Source organism: Ruminococcus sp. AM31-15AC (assembly GCF_003462045.1).
Lineage (GTDB): Bacteria > Bacillota > Clostridia > Oscillospirales > Ruminococcaceae > Hominimerdicola > Hominimerdicola aceti.
This window is the reverse complement of the sequence record NZ_QTYG01000010.1, coordinates 36,177-52,520: the sequence shown is the minus strand read 5'-3', so window position 1 is coordinate 52,520 and position 16,344 is coordinate 36,177. Positions and strand designations below refer to the sequence as shown.

At 45.8% G+C, this 16,344-nt stretch carries 18 protein-coding genes, 1 tRNA gene and 1 pseudogene; 7 read left to right on the top strand and 13 right to left on the bottom strand.

Going from position 1 to position 16,344, the window contains the following annotated elements:
* Positions 1–10 precede the first annotated feature (10 nt).
* The 13 genes and pseudogenes from DW793_RS04560 to DW793_RS04515 form a co-directional block, all read right to left on the bottom strand.
* On the bottom strand, positions 11–412 hold the full coding sequence (locus DW793_RS04560) for a hypothetical protein (RefSeq protein ID WP_022287103.1): 402 nt from the start codon (positions 410–412) through the stop codon (positions 11–13).
* Entirely contained in the window at positions 409–1,476 is a 1,068-nt protein-coding gene (locus DW793_RS04555) for a nitrogenase component 1 (protein ID WP_118157189.1), read from the bottom strand. Before DW793_RS04555 ends, DW793_RS04560 begins: the two co-directional genes overlap by 4 nt.
* Complete coding sequence (locus DW793_RS15845) at positions 1,473–2,075, bottom strand: hypothetical protein (protein ID WP_390624625.1); 603 nt, start codon at positions 2,073–2,075, stop codon at positions 1,473–1,475. Before DW793_RS15845 ends, DW793_RS04555 begins: the two co-directional genes overlap by 4 nt.
* On the bottom strand, positions 1,985–2,773 hold the full coding sequence (locus DW793_RS15840; RefSeq protein WP_390624624.1) for a nitrogenase component 1: 789 nt from the start codon (positions 2,771–2,773) through the stop codon (positions 1,985–1,987). The genes DW793_RS15845 and DW793_RS15840 overlap by 91 nt, the downstream gene beginning before the upstream one ends.
* On the bottom strand, positions 2,766–3,527 hold the full coding sequence (locus tag DW793_RS04545) for a nucleotide-binding protein (protein ID WP_118157188.1): 762 nt from the start codon (positions 3,525–3,527) through the stop codon (positions 2,766–2,768). The genes DW793_RS15840 and DW793_RS04545 overlap by 8 nt, the downstream gene beginning before the upstream one ends.
* A gap of 33 nt (positions 3,528–3,560) precedes the next feature.
* Complete coding sequence (locus tag DW793_RS04540) at positions 3,561–4,679, bottom strand: nitrogenase component 1 (protein WP_118157187.1); 1,119 nt, start codon at positions 4,677–4,679, stop codon at positions 3,561–3,563.
* Positions 4,676–5,221, bottom strand: a complete 546-nt coding sequence (locus DW793_RS15185; protein ID WP_252969669.1) for a hypothetical protein — start codon at positions 5,219–5,221, stop codon at positions 4,676–4,678. The genes DW793_RS04540 and DW793_RS15185 overlap by 4 nt, the downstream gene beginning before the upstream one ends.
* Positions 5,197–5,595 carry a hypothetical protein gene (locus tag DW793_RS15180; protein ID WP_252969668.1) on the bottom strand — a complete coding sequence of 133 codons (399 nt, stop codon included), beginning with the start codon at positions 5,593–5,595 and terminating at the stop codon, positions 5,197–5,199. Before DW793_RS15180 ends, DW793_RS15185 begins: the two co-directional genes overlap by 25 nt.
* The gene (locus tag DW793_RS15175; protein WP_252969667.1) at positions 5,592–5,966 is read right to left on the bottom strand and encodes a hypothetical protein; all 375 of its coding nucleotides are present in this window, start codon (positions 5,964–5,966) and stop codon (positions 5,592–5,594) included. Before DW793_RS15175 ends, DW793_RS15180 begins: the two co-directional genes overlap by 4 nt.
* A pseudogene (locus DW793_RS04530) lies at positions 5,963–6,726 on the bottom strand (nitrogenase iron protein NifH). Before DW793_RS04530 ends, DW793_RS15175 begins: the two are co-directional and overlap by 4 nt.
* Positions 6,726–7,766, bottom strand: a complete 1,041-nt coding sequence (hydE, locus tag DW793_RS04525; protein WP_118157186.1) for a [FeFe] hydrogenase H-cluster radical SAM maturase HydE — start codon at positions 7,764–7,766, stop codon at positions 6,726–6,728. Before hydE ends, DW793_RS04530 begins: the two are co-directional and overlap by 1 nt.
* Entirely contained in the window at positions 7,744–8,967 is a 1,224-nt protein-coding gene (gene hydF / locus DW793_RS04520; protein WP_118157185.1) for a [FeFe] hydrogenase H-cluster maturation GTPase HydF, read from the bottom strand. The genes hydE and hydF overlap by 23 nt, the downstream gene beginning before the upstream one ends.
* Before the next feature lie 166 nt (positions 8,968–9,133).
* Positions 9,134–9,379, bottom strand: coding sequence for a TM1266 family iron-only hydrogenase system putative regulator (locus DW793_RS04515; protein WP_022287112.1), 246 nt, complete (start codon positions 9,377–9,379; stop codon positions 9,134–9,136).
* A 261-nt stretch (positions 9,380–9,640) separates the two neighbouring features.
* Here DW793_RS04515 and DW793_RS04510 point away from each other — a divergent pair, with 261 nt between their 5' ends.
* From DW793_RS04510 to DW793_RS15170, 7 genes are all read left to right on the top strand, one after another.
* Positions 9,641–9,847, top strand: coding sequence for a FeoA family protein (locus DW793_RS04510; RefSeq protein ID WP_390624623.1), 207 nt, complete (start codon positions 9,641–9,643; stop codon positions 9,845–9,847).
* Entirely contained in the window at positions 9,844–11,850 is a 2,007-nt protein-coding gene (feoB, locus tag DW793_RS04505; protein WP_117896533.1) for a ferrous iron transport protein B, read from the top strand. The genes DW793_RS04510 and feoB overlap by 4 nt, the downstream gene beginning before the upstream one ends.
* The gene (locus DW793_RS04500; RefSeq protein ID WP_181981505.1) at positions 11,847–11,987 is read left to right on the top strand and encodes a FeoB-associated Cys-rich membrane protein; all 141 of its coding nucleotides are present in this window, start codon (positions 11,847–11,849) and stop codon (positions 11,985–11,987) included. Before feoB ends, DW793_RS04500 begins: the two co-directional genes overlap by 4 nt.
* Before the next feature lie 242 nt (positions 11,988–12,229).
* Positions 12,230–13,159, top strand: coding sequence for an acyl-CoA thioester hydrolase/BAAT C-terminal domain-containing protein (locus DW793_RS04495; RefSeq protein ID WP_117877871.1), 930 nt, complete (start codon positions 12,230–12,232; stop codon positions 13,157–13,159).
* Positions 13,160–13,477: 318 nt separating this feature from the next.
* The gene (locus DW793_RS04490; RefSeq protein ID WP_181988286.1) at positions 13,478–15,364 is read left to right on the top strand and encodes a substrate-binding and GGDEF domain-containing protein; all 1,887 of its coding nucleotides are present in this window, start codon (positions 13,478–13,480) and stop codon (positions 15,362–15,364) included.
* Between the two features lie 238 nt (positions 15,365–15,602).
* Positions 15,603–15,679: transfer RNA gene (locus tag DW793_RS04485), tRNA-Arg, on the top strand.
* Between the two features lie 94 nt (positions 15,680–15,773).
* Positions 15,774–16,313 carry a hypothetical protein gene (locus DW793_RS15170; protein ID WP_252969666.1) on the top strand — a complete coding sequence of 180 codons (540 nt, stop codon included), beginning with the start codon at positions 15,774–15,776 and terminating at the stop codon, positions 16,311–16,313.
* Positions 16,314–16,344: the final 31 nt, after the last annotated feature.

Genomic DNA, 16,344 nt, shown 5'->3' with positions numbered 1-16,344 from the left:
CTCAGTTTCATCAGATAAGCTCCCTGACGGTATCCTTTATCTCGTCCTCTGCTTCACTGCTGAGAACGTCTATAAGCACGTCCTCAAACTCCTCACCGTCCTGACCCTCATCTATGGCAGCATTTCTGAGCCTGCCTAACATTCTGACGGTATGGACAGTAGGTCTGCGACGAACGGAGTCCATGAGAATGTTCTCATAACCTCTGCCGTAAAACTGCTCCATATATCTTACCACGGCACTTGTCATGCTGATATCAGCCATGGGGTGTCTTTCGAGAAATCTAAGCAGGGGCAAAACTGCGTTTATGCCCTCGCCGCTTTCGTCAAGCTCCTCCATGCAGTTTTCGGCTTCATATTCAAACTCCTCTGAGCCGAGATATTCTTCAAGACGCTCTATAATTTCTTCTGTCATATCTTCTCACTCTCTCCCTGCAAAAGTCTGCCTGAAAGTCCGAAATGCGGAAAGTCTATAAACTCGCCGCTGAAATTTTTCATAACACGTCTGAGGGTCTTGTCTGCGATAACAACGTCATAGTTATCACCAACATTGCCGCAAAGGTCGCTTTCGTCTGCAAGGAAAAAATCACTCTGCTGTGAAAGCTCCTTTTTCTGCATAAAAAACGTTGCCGATGTGCAATGACACTTGCCGCTTTTTTCTGTGATAAGCTTTCTCACAGCGTCAGCCGCTGTTTGGTTATGTATCACAAGGACGTTTTTATCCGCAAAGTTATGAGCTTTTTGCACTATCTCCTCAGGCAGACAGCTTCGTGGATATTCTATCTCATAAGGCGTGCCGAACTTTTCTTTGAGATACTCCGCCGCCTTTATTGCCGCCGCTGAACAGACTATGTTCATCTCTGCCGCAGCCGCATTTTTCACATCATCAAGGGTGCTTCCCATGCCGTAGCATATAACATTCTCCCAACCCTTTGCCTTATATTCCGCAACTATCCTCTCGGGGCTTATGATACTAAGTTCCAAAGGCGTTGCACCGATAATGCCAAGCCTGCCTTTCTGAACAGGCTTGCTCTCAGTGGCAAAGGTCTTGAAAAGCTCTATCCACACCGGCTCTGAGCCGCTGTCATAATAGTTCGTGCCTGTACACTCGGCTGTTATGCAAGGAAGTCCTGTTTTCTTCTCTGCCATTCGTTTCAACGCTCTCATATCCGTGGCAATGACCGCAGGCACAGGCGTGCCTATTATGGCGGTGAAGGCTGGTCTTATCTGCCCACAGGCTTTGGAGAGCTTTTCGATGAGCCTGTCGTCACGTCCAAGAATTGCGTCCATATCACGAAGCCCTGCGCTGAAAACTGCGCTCTTTTTGGTAAACCACCTTGGCTCGTCAAAGCCACAGACGTTGCCTGCACAGCCGCCTGCGTCGCATATTACCATTAGTCCTCCAAGCTCGTAAAGCACTGCCGCCGCACCTGATTGGTCAGGAGCAAAGGGCGACAAAAGCTTCAAAAGATTTTTCATTTATCCTCCGCTCCTTTCCAATCAAGCGCATTTTCAAGGTCGCAAAACAGCTTTTTTACGCCTGCATAGCCAAAAGGCTGGATCTCGTCATTGAAGTCCGCTCCTGCTATGTCAGGGTGGTAATAGGCACAGTCCTTGCCGATATAAACGTTCACCCTCTCGTCAGGCTCATAAAAGAGCATTGTTGGTGAGAGGTTTGAATATATTTTTGTTTCAGGGGAAAGCTGGGCTATCTTTTTCACAAAGCCGAAATTTCGCTCCCCCACAGTGCCGAATATCTCCGCCACCTTGAAGCCGTATCTTATAAGCGCAAGTGCCATTTCTATAGGGTCGCAGTTTGAAAACTCGCCCACTGCAAAGCACAGCCCTTTATGCTTTTCTCTGAAATCATCTATAAGAGCCATGGTCTGCTCATAATACTCTTTATCGCAAAGCTCCGCTCCTATCGCCTGACCCAGCAGACGATACTGTGTAGATATCTTGTCAGCCTGAAAAACTCTCGCAAGCTCTATAAAAGGTATGTTAAGCTCCTGCTCCATTTGCTGGGCGGCATATCTTGCTTCCGCATTGAGTACAAGAGAAAAATTTGCCTGCGACATTTTTTCATATTCCTCGAGGTATCACACCTTGAAAGCTCCCTTATGGTCTTTACGCCTGCACTTTTCAGCAGGCTGTAAAGCTCGCAATCCTCCTGCAAGGGTGAGAAATAACCGAGGATATTCACCTCGTCAGACTTTCTCTTGCGAGGTTTCAAAAGGGAATACACCGATTTTCGCACTGAAGCCATAGGGGGCAGACGCTTTTCCCTTGTAAGGGCATACATATAGCACGGCACAACAGGCACGCCTGCTCGGTCGCTGGATTTTCTGCACACTCTGTCCATATCAGTGCCGAGGAGAGCGTCAACGCAGGTTATACATATCATCACCGCCGAGGGAGTGTAATCAAGGCTTTGACATACCTCCTCCACGGCTTTCGGTATCTTTGTGAGGTGCCTGCCTGTGACGATATCGGTATCGTCAAGCAGCAGGTAGAAAAATCTGTCCCCATAGACGCTTTCCGCACTGAGCATGGTTGTGTTTCGTCCGCAGCAGGCAGGTGCAACAAGGAGCATAACAGAGCCAGGCACTGCAAGGCCTGCTCTTTTCACGCCAAAGCCCTGTGCACCGGGTGAATTAAACGCCAGCGTTGCAGGAGAGCTATAGATAAGGTGCTTTGCAGAGAGCAGTTCGTCAGGGATATTGTCTTTTCCCATTTTTGCAAGCTCCGCCGCTGTTATGTAAAAGGCTTTACTCATTGTTATCCTCCTGAATAAGGGTCTGTGCAAGCTTTAAAAAGCACCTTGCCGCCTGACAGTCAGGCTCGCCCTCAATGACGGTCATGCCCTTATCCTCACATCTTATGATATCGTCACTTCTTGGAATATCCGCAACGATATCAAGCCCTGCGTTGTCTGCAAAGGCTCTGACCTTTTCTTCCTCGCCCTCAACGTTTCGCCTGTTCATGACGATACCACGGACTTTCGCATAGCTCCTGTCGGCAAAATTTTTCACCGCACTGTTTATATTATTTGCGGCATACAATGCCATTTTCTCGCCTGAGGTGACAATAAGCACCTTTGAGGCATAGCCCTCTCTGATAGGTGCAGCAAAGCCTCCGCACACGACGTCGCCAAGAACGTCATAAAGCACCACGTCAGGCTTATATTTTTCAAATAGTTTCAAGTCCTCAAGCAGACTGAACGTGGTGATTATACCTCTGCCTGCACAGCCAAGCCCAGGGGTAGGACCGCCTGTTTCGATACAAAGCACTCCGCCGTAGCCCTCTTTGGATATCTCCTCGATACTTTCAGGCTCATCGTCATGCTCTCTGAGATAATTCATCACAGGCATAACAGGCTCGCCCCCAAGAAGATTTATGGTGGAGTCAGCCTTTGGGTCACAGCCTATTTGTATAACTCTTTTCCCAAGGCTTGCAAATGCGGCGGCAAGGTTTCCCGTAACAGTGGATTTTCCTATTCCGCCCTTTCCGTAAACGGCTATTTTTATCATAAAAGTATCCGTGCGAAAGCACGTTCCTCCTTTTTATATGTTAAGTATTTTGCTTACATCTTTATCTATCAGATCGGGAATATCTTTAAGAAAACATCTTCCCGAAAAAGCAACGTGTGGCAGTGAAATAAAGCTTGCCTCTTTGCATATGGGTCTGAAAAGCGGGTCTGCTATGACGGTCTTATGCTGTGAAAAAAGCTTTTCAAGCTCTGCTTCTTCCTCGCAGAAAATGTCTGCCCCTGACAACACCTCGCTGTTTCTTATGCCAACTGTCGCCACAGTTTTTGCGCCAAGTTCAGCCCCAAGTGAAGAAGCAAAAACGCTTTCCCCTGCAACTATCATATGAGCATTCTCTACAGCTTTTTCACCGCAGGAATTGATACAAACGCCCTCTGACACTGCTCTTTTCAGGTCAGCGGAAAGCTTTTTGGAAAAGCTTTTTCCCACAGGCACGCCCACAACATAAGGCACTCCATAGGTATCAAAAAGATACTTTGCCGCAGCTATCCCGTCTGAGGATATAACAAGGCTTACAGCCGCCTGTGGTGCGGTAGAAATCTCATCAAGACTGCTGTCCATAGCAAAACAGCTTTGCACTGAAAAGCTGTTATCCAAAAGCCACTTTTTTATGGAGCTTACGCTTGTATTCACTGAAAAGTCAAGAGGCGTTGCACCAATAATATTCACTGAATTTGCCTGCTTTTCTTTTCCCTCACTGCAGAAAAGCTTTGCGATACTAAGAAAAGCCCCCTCTGCTCCTTGAAGATAGGAATGAGTGCCGTTGGTATCAACGAAAAATGTGGTCAGACCCGTTTCACGCTCTATCTCCTCAGCGGCTGAACTGTAGTCAAAGCCTGTCATTGCAGGCATTGGCGAACCGCAAATGGCTATGAATTTGGGTGAAAGCTCACCTGACGCTTTTGCCACATCACGAATGAACTTGCCGTCATTGCCCATAACGGCGTCCGCTTCTGTTAGTGCAGAAATATATATCATGCTTTTGCGGTCATACCAACGAGGTTCATCGTGTGTGGCATAGGTGGAGTTACAGCCCGAAGCGTCATGGACGACGGTCATTCCGCCAAGTTCATAAAGCGCCGAGCATACTCCCGAAGTATCCGCCGCATATATGGATATCACTTTTGCATTCATAGACAGCTTTCACACCCCCAGCCCTTGTGTTGTATCACCTTACGTCTGTCCTTTTTGTTTACTGCTCCCTCAGCCATAAGCTCTGCAAGCCTTTTTATGCCCTCGAAGCCGTATCCGCCGCCCCCTGCGACTATATCAACAAAGTTATCGGTCTGGCAGAAAAACGCTGCTTTCTGACCTACTGCAAGATATTTTTCTTTACACTGTGAAAACTCCATTTTCACATTCACAGTAGGGAGAATTTCAAGGTCGTGGCAATGGGCTTTCAGCCACTCAAAATCTGCCCTTTCCTCCTCTGAAAAGCTGTCGGCGTAGCAACGCTTCACATTGAAGCCTTTCTCTGCAAGAAGTCTGCAAAAGCCAAGGGGTCTTGGCAGAGCGGTATAATCCACGGCTATAGGCATATTTTCCACTATCTCAAGGGCATTTGCAAGAGCCTTGTCGGCGGCTTCTCTGTCAGCAGAAAAGTCAGGCATTTTCACACCAAGCTGGGTGCAAAGCCTGCTGTAATTTTCCTCTATCTCATCATAGCCATAGCACAAGGCAGATACAAATGCTTTGTGCCAAGTCGCTTTTCAAGCTCCTCTCCTGACGGCTTTGCCGTGGAGATATAGGTGATATTCAAAGAGCTTTCCGCCATGGAGAGATACTCCTCATAGGTCTTGCACTTTGTTATGTCAAGAAGCTCAAAGCCTGCTGAGTTTATTATTTTTACAAGCTCGGAGGCTTCGTCCGTGGCTCTGTCACAGCCTATTATTGCCGCCGTTTTAGGCTTCTTTTCGCACTTTTCAAGTGGCTCGTAAAGCTGTTTTCTCATAAGGCTGTCGGGGGAGATAGACTTTCTCATGGTAGGCGTCATGTAGCAATCTATAAAATGCACCTGCGGAAACAATGCCGAAAGCTCGTCTATTATCATTTATAGTCACAGCCTGCAAAAAGGTGAACACAGCTTAGAAAAATCAAAACGCATTTTGGCTTTTCCTCAAGCCTGTTTATTATATCCCTCACTCCGTCTATAACGTCCTGCTCCATTGTGCCGTCATACAGATCCTGCTCAGAAACAGTCACCCATGACATTCTGTCCATGGCATTCATCTCTGCCGCAGTGAGGATAACACCCCTTAAACAGCCCTGTGCGCAGACAAATATCTGCCGTGACTCAGGGATAAGCATACCGGTATGGACGATATTCCACACGCCCCTTGTGGGGGGATTATATTCAAGACCGCTTTCAAAAGGCGCAGGAAAAGCCGCCTTCGTTATATTTATGCCGTTGTCTTTTATCATTTTTCTTCTCCCATACCGCAAAGCTCGGCTATCTTATCCGCCAATGCCCTATACTGCTCTGCCGCAGTGCTGTCAGGGAAAGCTTCCATGACAGTTTTGCGCATATCCTCAGCTTCGCTCACAAGGTCGCTTCGGTCTATCTCTGCTATCACAGAGCTGTGAAAATCAGCCGCAAGCTCTGCCGCTTTTTCCTCCTCGTTTTTTACGTTGCGTTTATTGAGGATAAAACCGCCAAGAGAAGCATATCCACGGCTTTTGAAATTTTCCACCGCCATTGCGATGTTTGCGGCGGCATATACAGACATACTCTCACCTGATGTTATAATAAACACCTTATCGGCATAGCCTTTCGCATTGGCATTGAAAAACCTCCGCACACCACGTCTCCGAGAACGTCATAGATAACAACGTCAGGCTGATATTTTTCATATGCGCCCTTTTTTTCAAGCTCCTCCAAAGCGGCGATTATACCTCTGCCTGCACAGCCAAGCCCCGGGACCGGACCGCCTGCTTCAACGCACACAACACCGTTATAGCCTACCCTTACCATATCTTCAAGGTCAAAGCTTTCGCCTTTTCGCACAAGGTCAAGAACGGTGGGTATCCTCTCTCCCCCATGTAGAAATATGGTGGAGTCAGCCTTTGGGTCACAGCCTATCTGCATGACCTTCAGCCCTTTTTGTGCAAGTGCAGCACTGACGTTTGATGCCGCCGTTGACTTTCCTATTCCGCCTTTTCCGTAAAAAGCAAGCTTTATCATTATCTGTGATCTCCTCTTGATATCTTTATTTTATAGCCTATGGACTCCATTCGTCTTTCAAGGCAAGCCCTGCACCGTGCAGACTCGTCACCTGTGCATATCTTGTTGTCATAGAGCATATATTTTTTTCTCACTGCCACAGGGGACAGATTCGGCATTATAACGTTCGCACCTGACAGCACCCCTTGTTCTCTCCCTTTGGGATCAATAGTGCCAAGGGCTGTGGTGGCAGGCAAAAGAACGTCGGGGAGCATTATCCTGCAAATGCTCAGCAGAAAGAGAGTAAGCTCATATGAGCCTTGTGGACAGCTTCTGAAAGGCGTGTCCTTATGTGGGAGAAAAGGTCCAATGCCTATCATTTCGGGCTTGAAATCGCACATAAACTCCATATCCTCAGCAAGGCACTCCACCGTCTGATAAGGCGAGCCTATCATCATCCCACAGCCTGTCTGATAGCCTATCTCTTTTAGATCTGAAAGGCACTCCATTCGGTTTTTCCAAGACATTTCGGCTGGGTGGAGCTTTTTGTAATGCTCCTCGTCGGCAGTTTCGTGCCTGAGAAGATACCGGTCTGCACCTGCCTTAAAAAACGCCTCATAGTCCTCACGGCTTTTCTCACCTAGGGATAACGTTACCGCACAGTCAGAGTGGCGTTTTTTTATCTCGCTGACGATACCACAGAGCATTTCTCTGTCATAGAAAGCGTCCTCACCGCTTTGAAGCACAAAGGTACGGAAGCCATAGCCGTAGCCCTCGTCACAGCACTGCAAGATCTCCTCGGCGGTGAGCCTGTATCTGCTCACGTTGCCGTTTGAACGCCTTATGCCACAGTAAAGGCAATCATTTTTGCAGATGTTTGAAAACTCCACTATGCCCCTTATGTAGATATCCCTGCCGAACATCTCCTGCGAAATGACCCTTGCAAGCCCGGCGGCATAGGCTCTGTCGCTCTCGTCATATTCTTTTATAAGCTTCACCCATTCATCGTGGGAAAGCTTTTTCTCGCAGTTTAGTTTATCAATAAGTTCTCTGACCGCCATTGTGATCTTCAAGCTCCTTTACAAGATGTGGAAACACTTCTATGCTACGTTTGAGAATACCTTTCATATAGGCAATTGCAATGCCGTAATTTGTGAACGGCACGCCTGCGTCACAAGCACATTTCATTCTGTAGGTAAGCTCTTTTGAGCCGAGCATACAGCCGCCACAGTGTATGCAAAGCGCAAAGTCTGAAAGCTCCTCCGGAAAGCCATGACCTGAGGACAATGTTATATCAAGTTCCTTGCCTGTGTATTCTTTCAGCCAGTTCGGAAGCTTCACAGAGCCTATATCACCGCACTGTCTGTGATGTGTACAGCCCTCTGAAATAAGCACCTTGTCACCATCTTTAAGATTGTCGATAGCTTTCACGCCCTTTACTGCGGCGTCAAGAAAGCCCTTATATCTAGCCATAAGGATAGAAAACGAGGTGAGAGGGATATCCTCGGGAGTATCCTTTGAAACTCTTGAGAAAGCCTGACTATCCGTTATAACAAGTGCAGGCTTCTCTATCCTGCCAAGCACTCCTGAAAGCTCAGTTTCTCTTACCACCACTGCACAGGCGTTTGCTTCAAGAACATCTCTTATGGCCTGCTGTTGTGGCAGGATAAGCCTGCCCTTTGGTGCGGCGCTGTCGATAGGGGTGACAAGCACCACCATATCGTCAGGCTTTATAAGGTCGCCCACAAGCTTCATTGTCATGGTGTCTGTTTCAGTGAGCTTTGCAACGGCGTTTTTAAGCTCCTCTATGCCTGTTTTCTCTTTTGCGCTGACGTACACTGTCCCCTCCTCTTTTGGGATATCAGTGAGCAGGTCGGCTTTGTTTTTGGCTATGATAAAAGGTATGTTTTTCTCTTTGAATATTGAGATAAGCTGTTTTTCGCAGTCGCCAAGGGGCAAGGTGCAATCGGTAACAAGAACTGCGCAATCTGTTCTGTTTAGTATCTGCTTAGTTTTCTTAACACGAAGCTCTCCAAGCTTGCCCTCGTCGTCAAAGCCTGGGGTATCTATTATCACAACAGGGCCAAGGGGCAAAAGCTCCATTGCCTTTGTAACAGGGTCGGTGGTAGTGCCTTTCGTATCGGATACCACTGCAAGATCCTGATTTGTTACTGCATTCACAACGCTTGATTTTCCTGCGTTTCGTCTGCCGAAAAATCCTATATGTATACGTTCTCCGCTTGGTGCGTCATTAAGTCCCATTGCAAAAGCTCCTCTCAAAAAAAATAAGCCATACCCCTATGGATACAGCTTTTCTATAGCAAAACAAGACCACACGATAGTGCAGCTTTCTGCTTGATGTGTATTCTTTCGCCTTAAAGGAGAAAACTCGTTTTCGGCGTCAGGGTCACAAATATTTATTAAATTTTTACTGTGGCGAATAAAGGGTCTTGGCGGTCACTCCCTCAAGCCTGCCTATCTTGCCTGCAAGAGAATTTATAACGTCCTGCGGAGCGTCAACTGCCACGCTTATTATGTTCATGCCACGCTCTCGGTATGGCAGACCCATTCGTCCTATTATATACTCGGCATGCTCATGAAGAATTGCGTTTATCTCCTGCGCAGAACCGTTATCGTGTGCGATTATTGCAAGTATTGCCACACGGGTATCCATAAAACACCCCCGTAATATAAAAGTGTACTTTGTCTTACTTTATGATAGCACGATTTGTTGGCGTTGTCAATTGGAAGTTATCTATTTGAATAAATTTTTTAGATAACAATCGAATAAAATATATGACATATGCTATTGACAAGTAAAGTTAGCCATGGTAAACTTATTTTGTGAAGTTCTTTTAGATAAAACATAAGAATAAAATATAGCTATGGAGGAAAAGACAATGACTCTTGATAAGCTTAAAACGGGTGAGTCTGCGTGATAAAAGCGGTAGGTGGCGAGGGTGCGCTTAGACTGCGTTTTCTCGACATGGGACTTATACCCAAAACAAAGGTGAAAATGCTAAAGCGTGCGCCAATGGGCGACCCTCTTGATATCGTGCTGAGAGGCTACGAGCTGACGCTTAGGATAGAGGACGCAAAAAACATAGAGATAGAAAAAACAGAGGAGAATGACCATATATGAGATTTGCCCTTGCAGGAAATCAGAACTGCGGAAAGACCACGCTTTTTAACGCCCTTACAGGGTCTAATCAGCACGTTGGAAACTTTCCCGGTGTAACAGTCGAGCAGAAGGTCGGTGACATAAAGGGGCAGAAAAACTGCACTGTGGTGGATCTGCCGGGAATATACTCACTGCGCCCTTACACGCAGGAAGAGATCGTCACCCGTGACTACATAATAAACGAAAAGCCTGACGGCATTATAAACATTGTTGACGCCACCAATATAGAACGAAATCTGTATCTCACTTTACAGCTTCTTGAACTGCGTGTGCCAATGGTGCTTGCCTTAAACATGATGGACGAGGTAAGAGCCAACGGTGGAACGATAGACGTAAAAATGATGAGCGACGCACTTGGCATACCTGTTATACCAGTAAGTGCGGCAAAGGGCGAGGGTATCTCAGACCTTATCGACAAGGCTGTAGAAACCGCCCGAAACAAGACAAAGCCTGTTGTCACAGACTTTTGTGCTGACGACTCCCCTGTTCACAGATGTATACACGCAGTTGTTCATCTCATCATGGATCACGCTAATCGAGTGGGCATACCGCCGAGATTTTGTGCTTCAAAGCTTATTGAGGGTGATAAGAATATCGAGGATCAGCTTGAGCTTAATCAAAACGAGCTGGAGCTTCTCGAACACTGCATAGTGGAAATGGAGGACGAATCAAAGCTTGACAGAAATGCGGCGCTTGCAGATATGCGATACGACTTTATCGAGAAAGTCGTTGCCATAAGCGTTGTGAAATGCCACGAGAGCCGAGAACACAAGCGGAGCGTAAAAATAGACCGCATTTTAACGGGAAAATACACTGCACTGCCTGTATTTTTCGGCATAATGTTTCTTGTATTTTTCCTCACATTCAATGTTATCGGCTCGACCCTTTCCGATTGGCTTTCCCTTGGTATAGACAAGCTCACCGACCTAGCAGACAAAGGGCTTACAGCCTACGGCATAAACCCTGTTGTACACAGCCTTATAATAGACGGAGTTTTTGCAGGCGTTGGAAGCGTTCTAAGCTTTTTGCCTATAATAGTGACGCTGTTCTTTTTCCTTTCCATACTGGAGGACACGGGCTACATGGCACGAGTGGCATTCGTAATGGACAAGCTTCTAAGAAAGATCGGTCTTTCGGGACGAAGCTTTGTGCCTATGCTCATAGGCTTCGGCTGTTCAGTGCCTGCCATAATGGCAACGAGAACGCTTGTATCAGACCGTGACAGAAAAATGACCATACTTCTTACCCCTTACATGAGCTGTTCAGCAAAGATACCTATTTACGCAGTTTTCTGTGCAGCATTTTTCAAAAAATATCAGGCGCTTGTGATGATAGGCTTATACATAACGGGCATAGTGCTTGGGATAATAGTTGCACTGATACTGAAAAATACAGCTTTCCGTGGCAAGCCTGTGCCGTTTGTAATGGAGCTTCCAAACTATCGTCTTCCTTCGGCAAAAAGCGTAGGACTTCTTCTTTGGGACAAGGCAAAGGACTTTATACAAAGAGCTTTCACAGTTATATTCTTTGCGACTATCATAATATGGTTTTTGGAGACCTTTGACGCAAAGCTCAACGTTGTGAAAGACTCCTCTGACAGCCTGCTCGCTCTTATCGGTCAGGCTATATCGCCAATATTCAAGCCATTGGGCTTTGCAGATTGGAGAGTGACCACCTCGCTTATTTCGGGCTTCACTGCAAAAGAGGCGGTAGTAAGCACAATGGCGGTACTGATGAACACAAGCACTGCAAATCTTGGCACTGCTCTTTCGGGAGCATTTTCCACCCTTTCCGCACTGAGCTTTCTCGTATTCACCCTGCTTTACACCCCATGTGTTGCGGCGGTGGCGACCATAAAGAGAGAGCTTGATTCAAGGATACAGACAGTAGGCGTTGTGATAATGCAGTGCATGGTGGCATGGCTTTGCGGCTGTGCGGTATATCAGATAGGAGCATTATTATGAATACAGCCGACTGGATAGTGGTGATACTTCTGCTTTTATGGGCAGTGGCGGCGGCAATAAGTATATCAAAGCAAAAGAAAAAAGGTAAATGCTGTGGCTGTTGCTCACACTGTCACAGCAGATGCGGCAAAAAATAAGGCATAAAAGTAGCGGAGAACTGCAAAAAGAATGCGTTCTCCGCCATTTTATTAATATATAAGCAACACTAAGAAAATCAAAAATTTACAATACATCTGACTTTTTTCGTTAATATACCTGACAAATAAGCAAAAGTGTGATATAATATAGCTTAGGGCGAAGTAATCTACCCTGTTTTTTTTGAAATATGGTTAGTTTAATCTAACTTTATAAAGAAAACCAACTTAGAAAGGTCGGTATTATGAAGAAACAATTTTTTAGCAATGAGAAAGACGGTTTTTATGGTACATATTATGAAAATCCAAAGGGTGCAAACTGCGCAATGATAGGTCTGTTCGGCGACGATCCTAATGACTTTATGGCAAAGTGCGGAGCAAAATGGCTTCACAAAAATGGCGTGAACGTTATGTGTATGTCACCTGACGTGAAGAACTACGGCCATGTGAACTTCCCGCTTGAAAGGATAGAGACCGCCATAAAGTGGCTCAAAAGCCATGGAAACAAGAAGATAGGCATAATGGGAATGAGTACGGCAGGAATGGATTCCCTTGTGGCAGCTTCATATTTCCCTGACATAACACTCACTTTCGGTCTTACGCCAAGCGACTTTGTATGGCAGGGCTTTGAGCAGGGCGAAAAAGACGGCTGCAAGGAATGGCCTATCCCTGACGCTTCCACACTTTCATGGCAGGGCAAGCCGCTTGCCTATATGCCGTTCGTTTATGCCCACCCTGAATACTATCACAAAATAGAAGAAGAAACCAAAGGCTCGGGAGATATAACACGAAGCACGCACCTTTTTATTGACTCTGAAAAGGCAAGAGAACATACAGAGGAAGAAATGATAAAGGTTGAGAACATCAAGGGCAAGCTTATAATGGTGGGTGCTGATGACGACAGCTTCTGGGAGGCAGGAAAATACGTCCGCCGCATGGATAAGCGCTTGAAAGAACGCCCTCACGAGTGCGATTACGAAGCCCTGACTTACGAGCATGGAACGCACTTTGTGCTTCCTGAGACAATGCTCAGAAAAGCACTTCCTGTGGGACTTAAATTCGTAATGAAATTTATTTTCAAGGCTGCAAAGGACTATCCTAAGGAGTGCGAGCAGACAAGAAAGGATATCGACAGACGACTTTCTGCGGCTTTAAAACAGTGGGTAGCTGAATAAAAAAGCCCATAAAATACGCTATTTTGTGTAGGGGCGACCTCTTGTCGCCCCATGCTCGATATGTTTTACGATAAACAAAGACCGACTTCCAGCGAAAAAAGCTGAAAGTCGGTCTGTCATTTTTTTACAACAGCATAAATGCTTTCAAAAAGAAGATTTTTGTGAATTTTGTGAGTTTTCTATTGACATTATAGTGCGGATATGGTAACATTAACGGTGTGTGAATATTTTCTAATAGCAATCACATATCAAAGCAAAAAAGCAATTATTTTATATAGATAGTGGTGGGTCGTCATGACCCTGACGAAGGAGCAAGCTATGTTTACAAGCGATACAGCGAAATATAAAATAATAGGTATCTGCACTTCATGCGTACAATCTGACTATGTGAGAGAGATAGTATCTTCCATAAGCCGAAAGGGTGTAAAAGAGGGCTACAAGGTGCTTCTTTTCAACACCTTTTGCGACCTTTATCACAACAGCTCCTACAACCATGGTGAAGCAAGCATTTTTGATCTTATAAATTATGACATTCTTCACGTACTTATAATAATGCCCGAGGCAATAAAAAGAGACAGCATTTCCAACGAGATAAGCAAGCGTGCCCATGAACACGGTGTTCCTGTCATATGCGTTGACAGTACAATGGATAATTGCTGCAGTGTGACATTCAATTACTCTGACGTTTTTGAAAAGATAGTTCGCCATGTGATCGAATTTCACGGCTGCAGAAGAGTTAATTTCATTGCTGGCGTAAAGGGTAATGCTTTCTCAGAAGAGCGTATAGAAGCATACAAAAAGGTGCTTGCAGAAAACAGCATAGAATTTGAGCCTGAGCGTCTTGGCTATGGTGACTTCTGGGATATGCCAACAAAAGGAGTATTGCAGAAATTTTTAGAAAGCAGTTTGGAATTTCCGCAGGCGATAATATGTGCAAACGACGCTATGGCGATAACAGCTTGCAGCATACTGAGAGAACGCGGCATAAAAGTGCCTGAAGACGTTATTGTAACGGGCTTTGACGGCATCGAGCTTGAACAGTATAACAGCCCTCGTCTTACAACGGCGGCTGTAGACAATGATGTGCTTGGCGAAAAGATAATAAACGCCATAGACCATATGATGAACGGAGTTCCTCTTCCTGAAAAAATAGAGGTCAGCTACACCATGAGGATATCCCAGTCTTGCGGCTGTAAGAAAATAGACCCGAGAGAAGTAGGCGACAAGATCCTTGAGCTTTACCACAGAATGAACAATTCTGATGGTCACGAACAGCATATGTTCTCTTATCTTGCAAAAACAGTGGAATGTCACACTGTAGAAGAAATGGCAAAGGTAATGGCACGTTCGGGAGATTATTATAGCTGGGTATGCACAAACTCTGATTTTCTGTCAAACACGAGGCAGAGAGAACGCTTTAATAACAGCTTTACAAAGCAGATGAGAGTTTTCATGCAGACTTTTGACAACAAATACAAGACCGGTGAAGTATTTGACACCAAGGATCTTTTGCCTGATATGGAGCAAGTCCTTGGACGCCATAACTGCTTAATGTTCTCACCGCTCCATTTTCAGGACGAGGTCATAGGATATGCGGCAAATTCATATAGTCCTATATATTTTCTTTTCCAGAACACAAGACGTTTTATAAACAACACCAATCAGATAATGGAGAGCTTTAAAAACCGCCAGCGGCTTGAAAGGGCAAATGCAGAGCTTGCAAGGATACATATGCTTGACCCCATGACAGGGATATATAATCGCAGGGGCTTTTACAAGAACGTAAGAAAGCTTATTTCAAAGGCTGAGAAGCAGGGCGTAGGCGTATGGGTATTCTCCATTGACATGGACAACCTTAAAAAGATAAATGACCTCTATGGTCACAACGAGGGTGACAAGGCGATAAAGGCAGTGGCGTCGCTGATGACAAAATGCACTGCAGAAGGTGGGATATGCTCACGCTTCGGTGGTGATGAATTTGTGGCTGTTATCGCTGAAACAGACGGTGCAGACAGCTTTTACGAAAAGGTATTCCGCAGCATCGCAGAATACAATCGCAGAAGCAAGTCGCCATATGATGTGTCGATAAGCTGTGGCTACAAAGCTGGAAAACCGAAAACATTGAAAGAGATCGACGATCTTATGAAAGCGTCAGATCGTGAGATGTACACGCAAAAGCGTAAACATCATAGTCGACGGGACTAACAGACATAACAAGAGGGCGGATAGTTTGAAAACTTCCGCCCTTGTTTTTATGCTATTTGAGTATGCCAACTCCCTCAAGAAAGATCTTCAGCACGATCAAAACGAGTATAATGCCGCCTGCTGTTTCTGCCTTGCTCTTATATTTTGAGCCGAACCTGTTGCTATGGCGAGTCAACTTTTTTGTCAAATAAACATTTGACAAAATTGCAAAACTGTGATATAATAACGATTGTAATGTGTTTCCGTAGCTCAGCTGGATAGAGCGACCGCCTCCTAAGCGGTAGGTCGGGTGTTCGAATCACCTCGGGAACGCCATAATGTGGAGACAAAAAAGATGTCTCCTGCGAAAAGCCCGAATATATCGGGCTTTTTTGCTACCCAAAGATAAACAAAAACGAATGAAGGCGAAATGGGGTCTGTTTATGACCGAACAGAAAAAGAATACTATCATAACAAGCGGCATCGCTGTACTTGCCGTGATACTGGCATATTGCTTCCGAATTGTGGGCAGGGGCAGCTTCTACCCGATGCTGTTTTCCTATCTGCGCAGCTTTATCTATATCGGTCTGTTCGCCGCCTGGGGGCTCTCCGTCCGTCAGCGGATCGTGCAAAAGCAGGTGTGCAGGTTTATGACGGTCACCGCAGTACTGCTCATCATATGGATGGTAGTCCGTTCGGCAAAGTATTTTATATTCTGGCAGCCGGATGCGTCCGTTACCTGTGGTATCTGTTCTATCTGCCCATGCTGTTTGTGCCTATGCTGGCGCTGCTGATCGCCATGTCATTGGGAAAGCCGGACGAATACAAATTTCCCAAGGGAATGTCGATTCTGTGGATCATCTCCGGCACATTGCTTCTGCTCGTGCTCACAAATGACCTGCACCAATTCGTATTTACCTTTCCGAGGACGCCGCCGTGTGGACAGACAAAAACAACGGCTACTCGATAGGCTACTTCATTATTGTAGGCTGGCAGGTGCT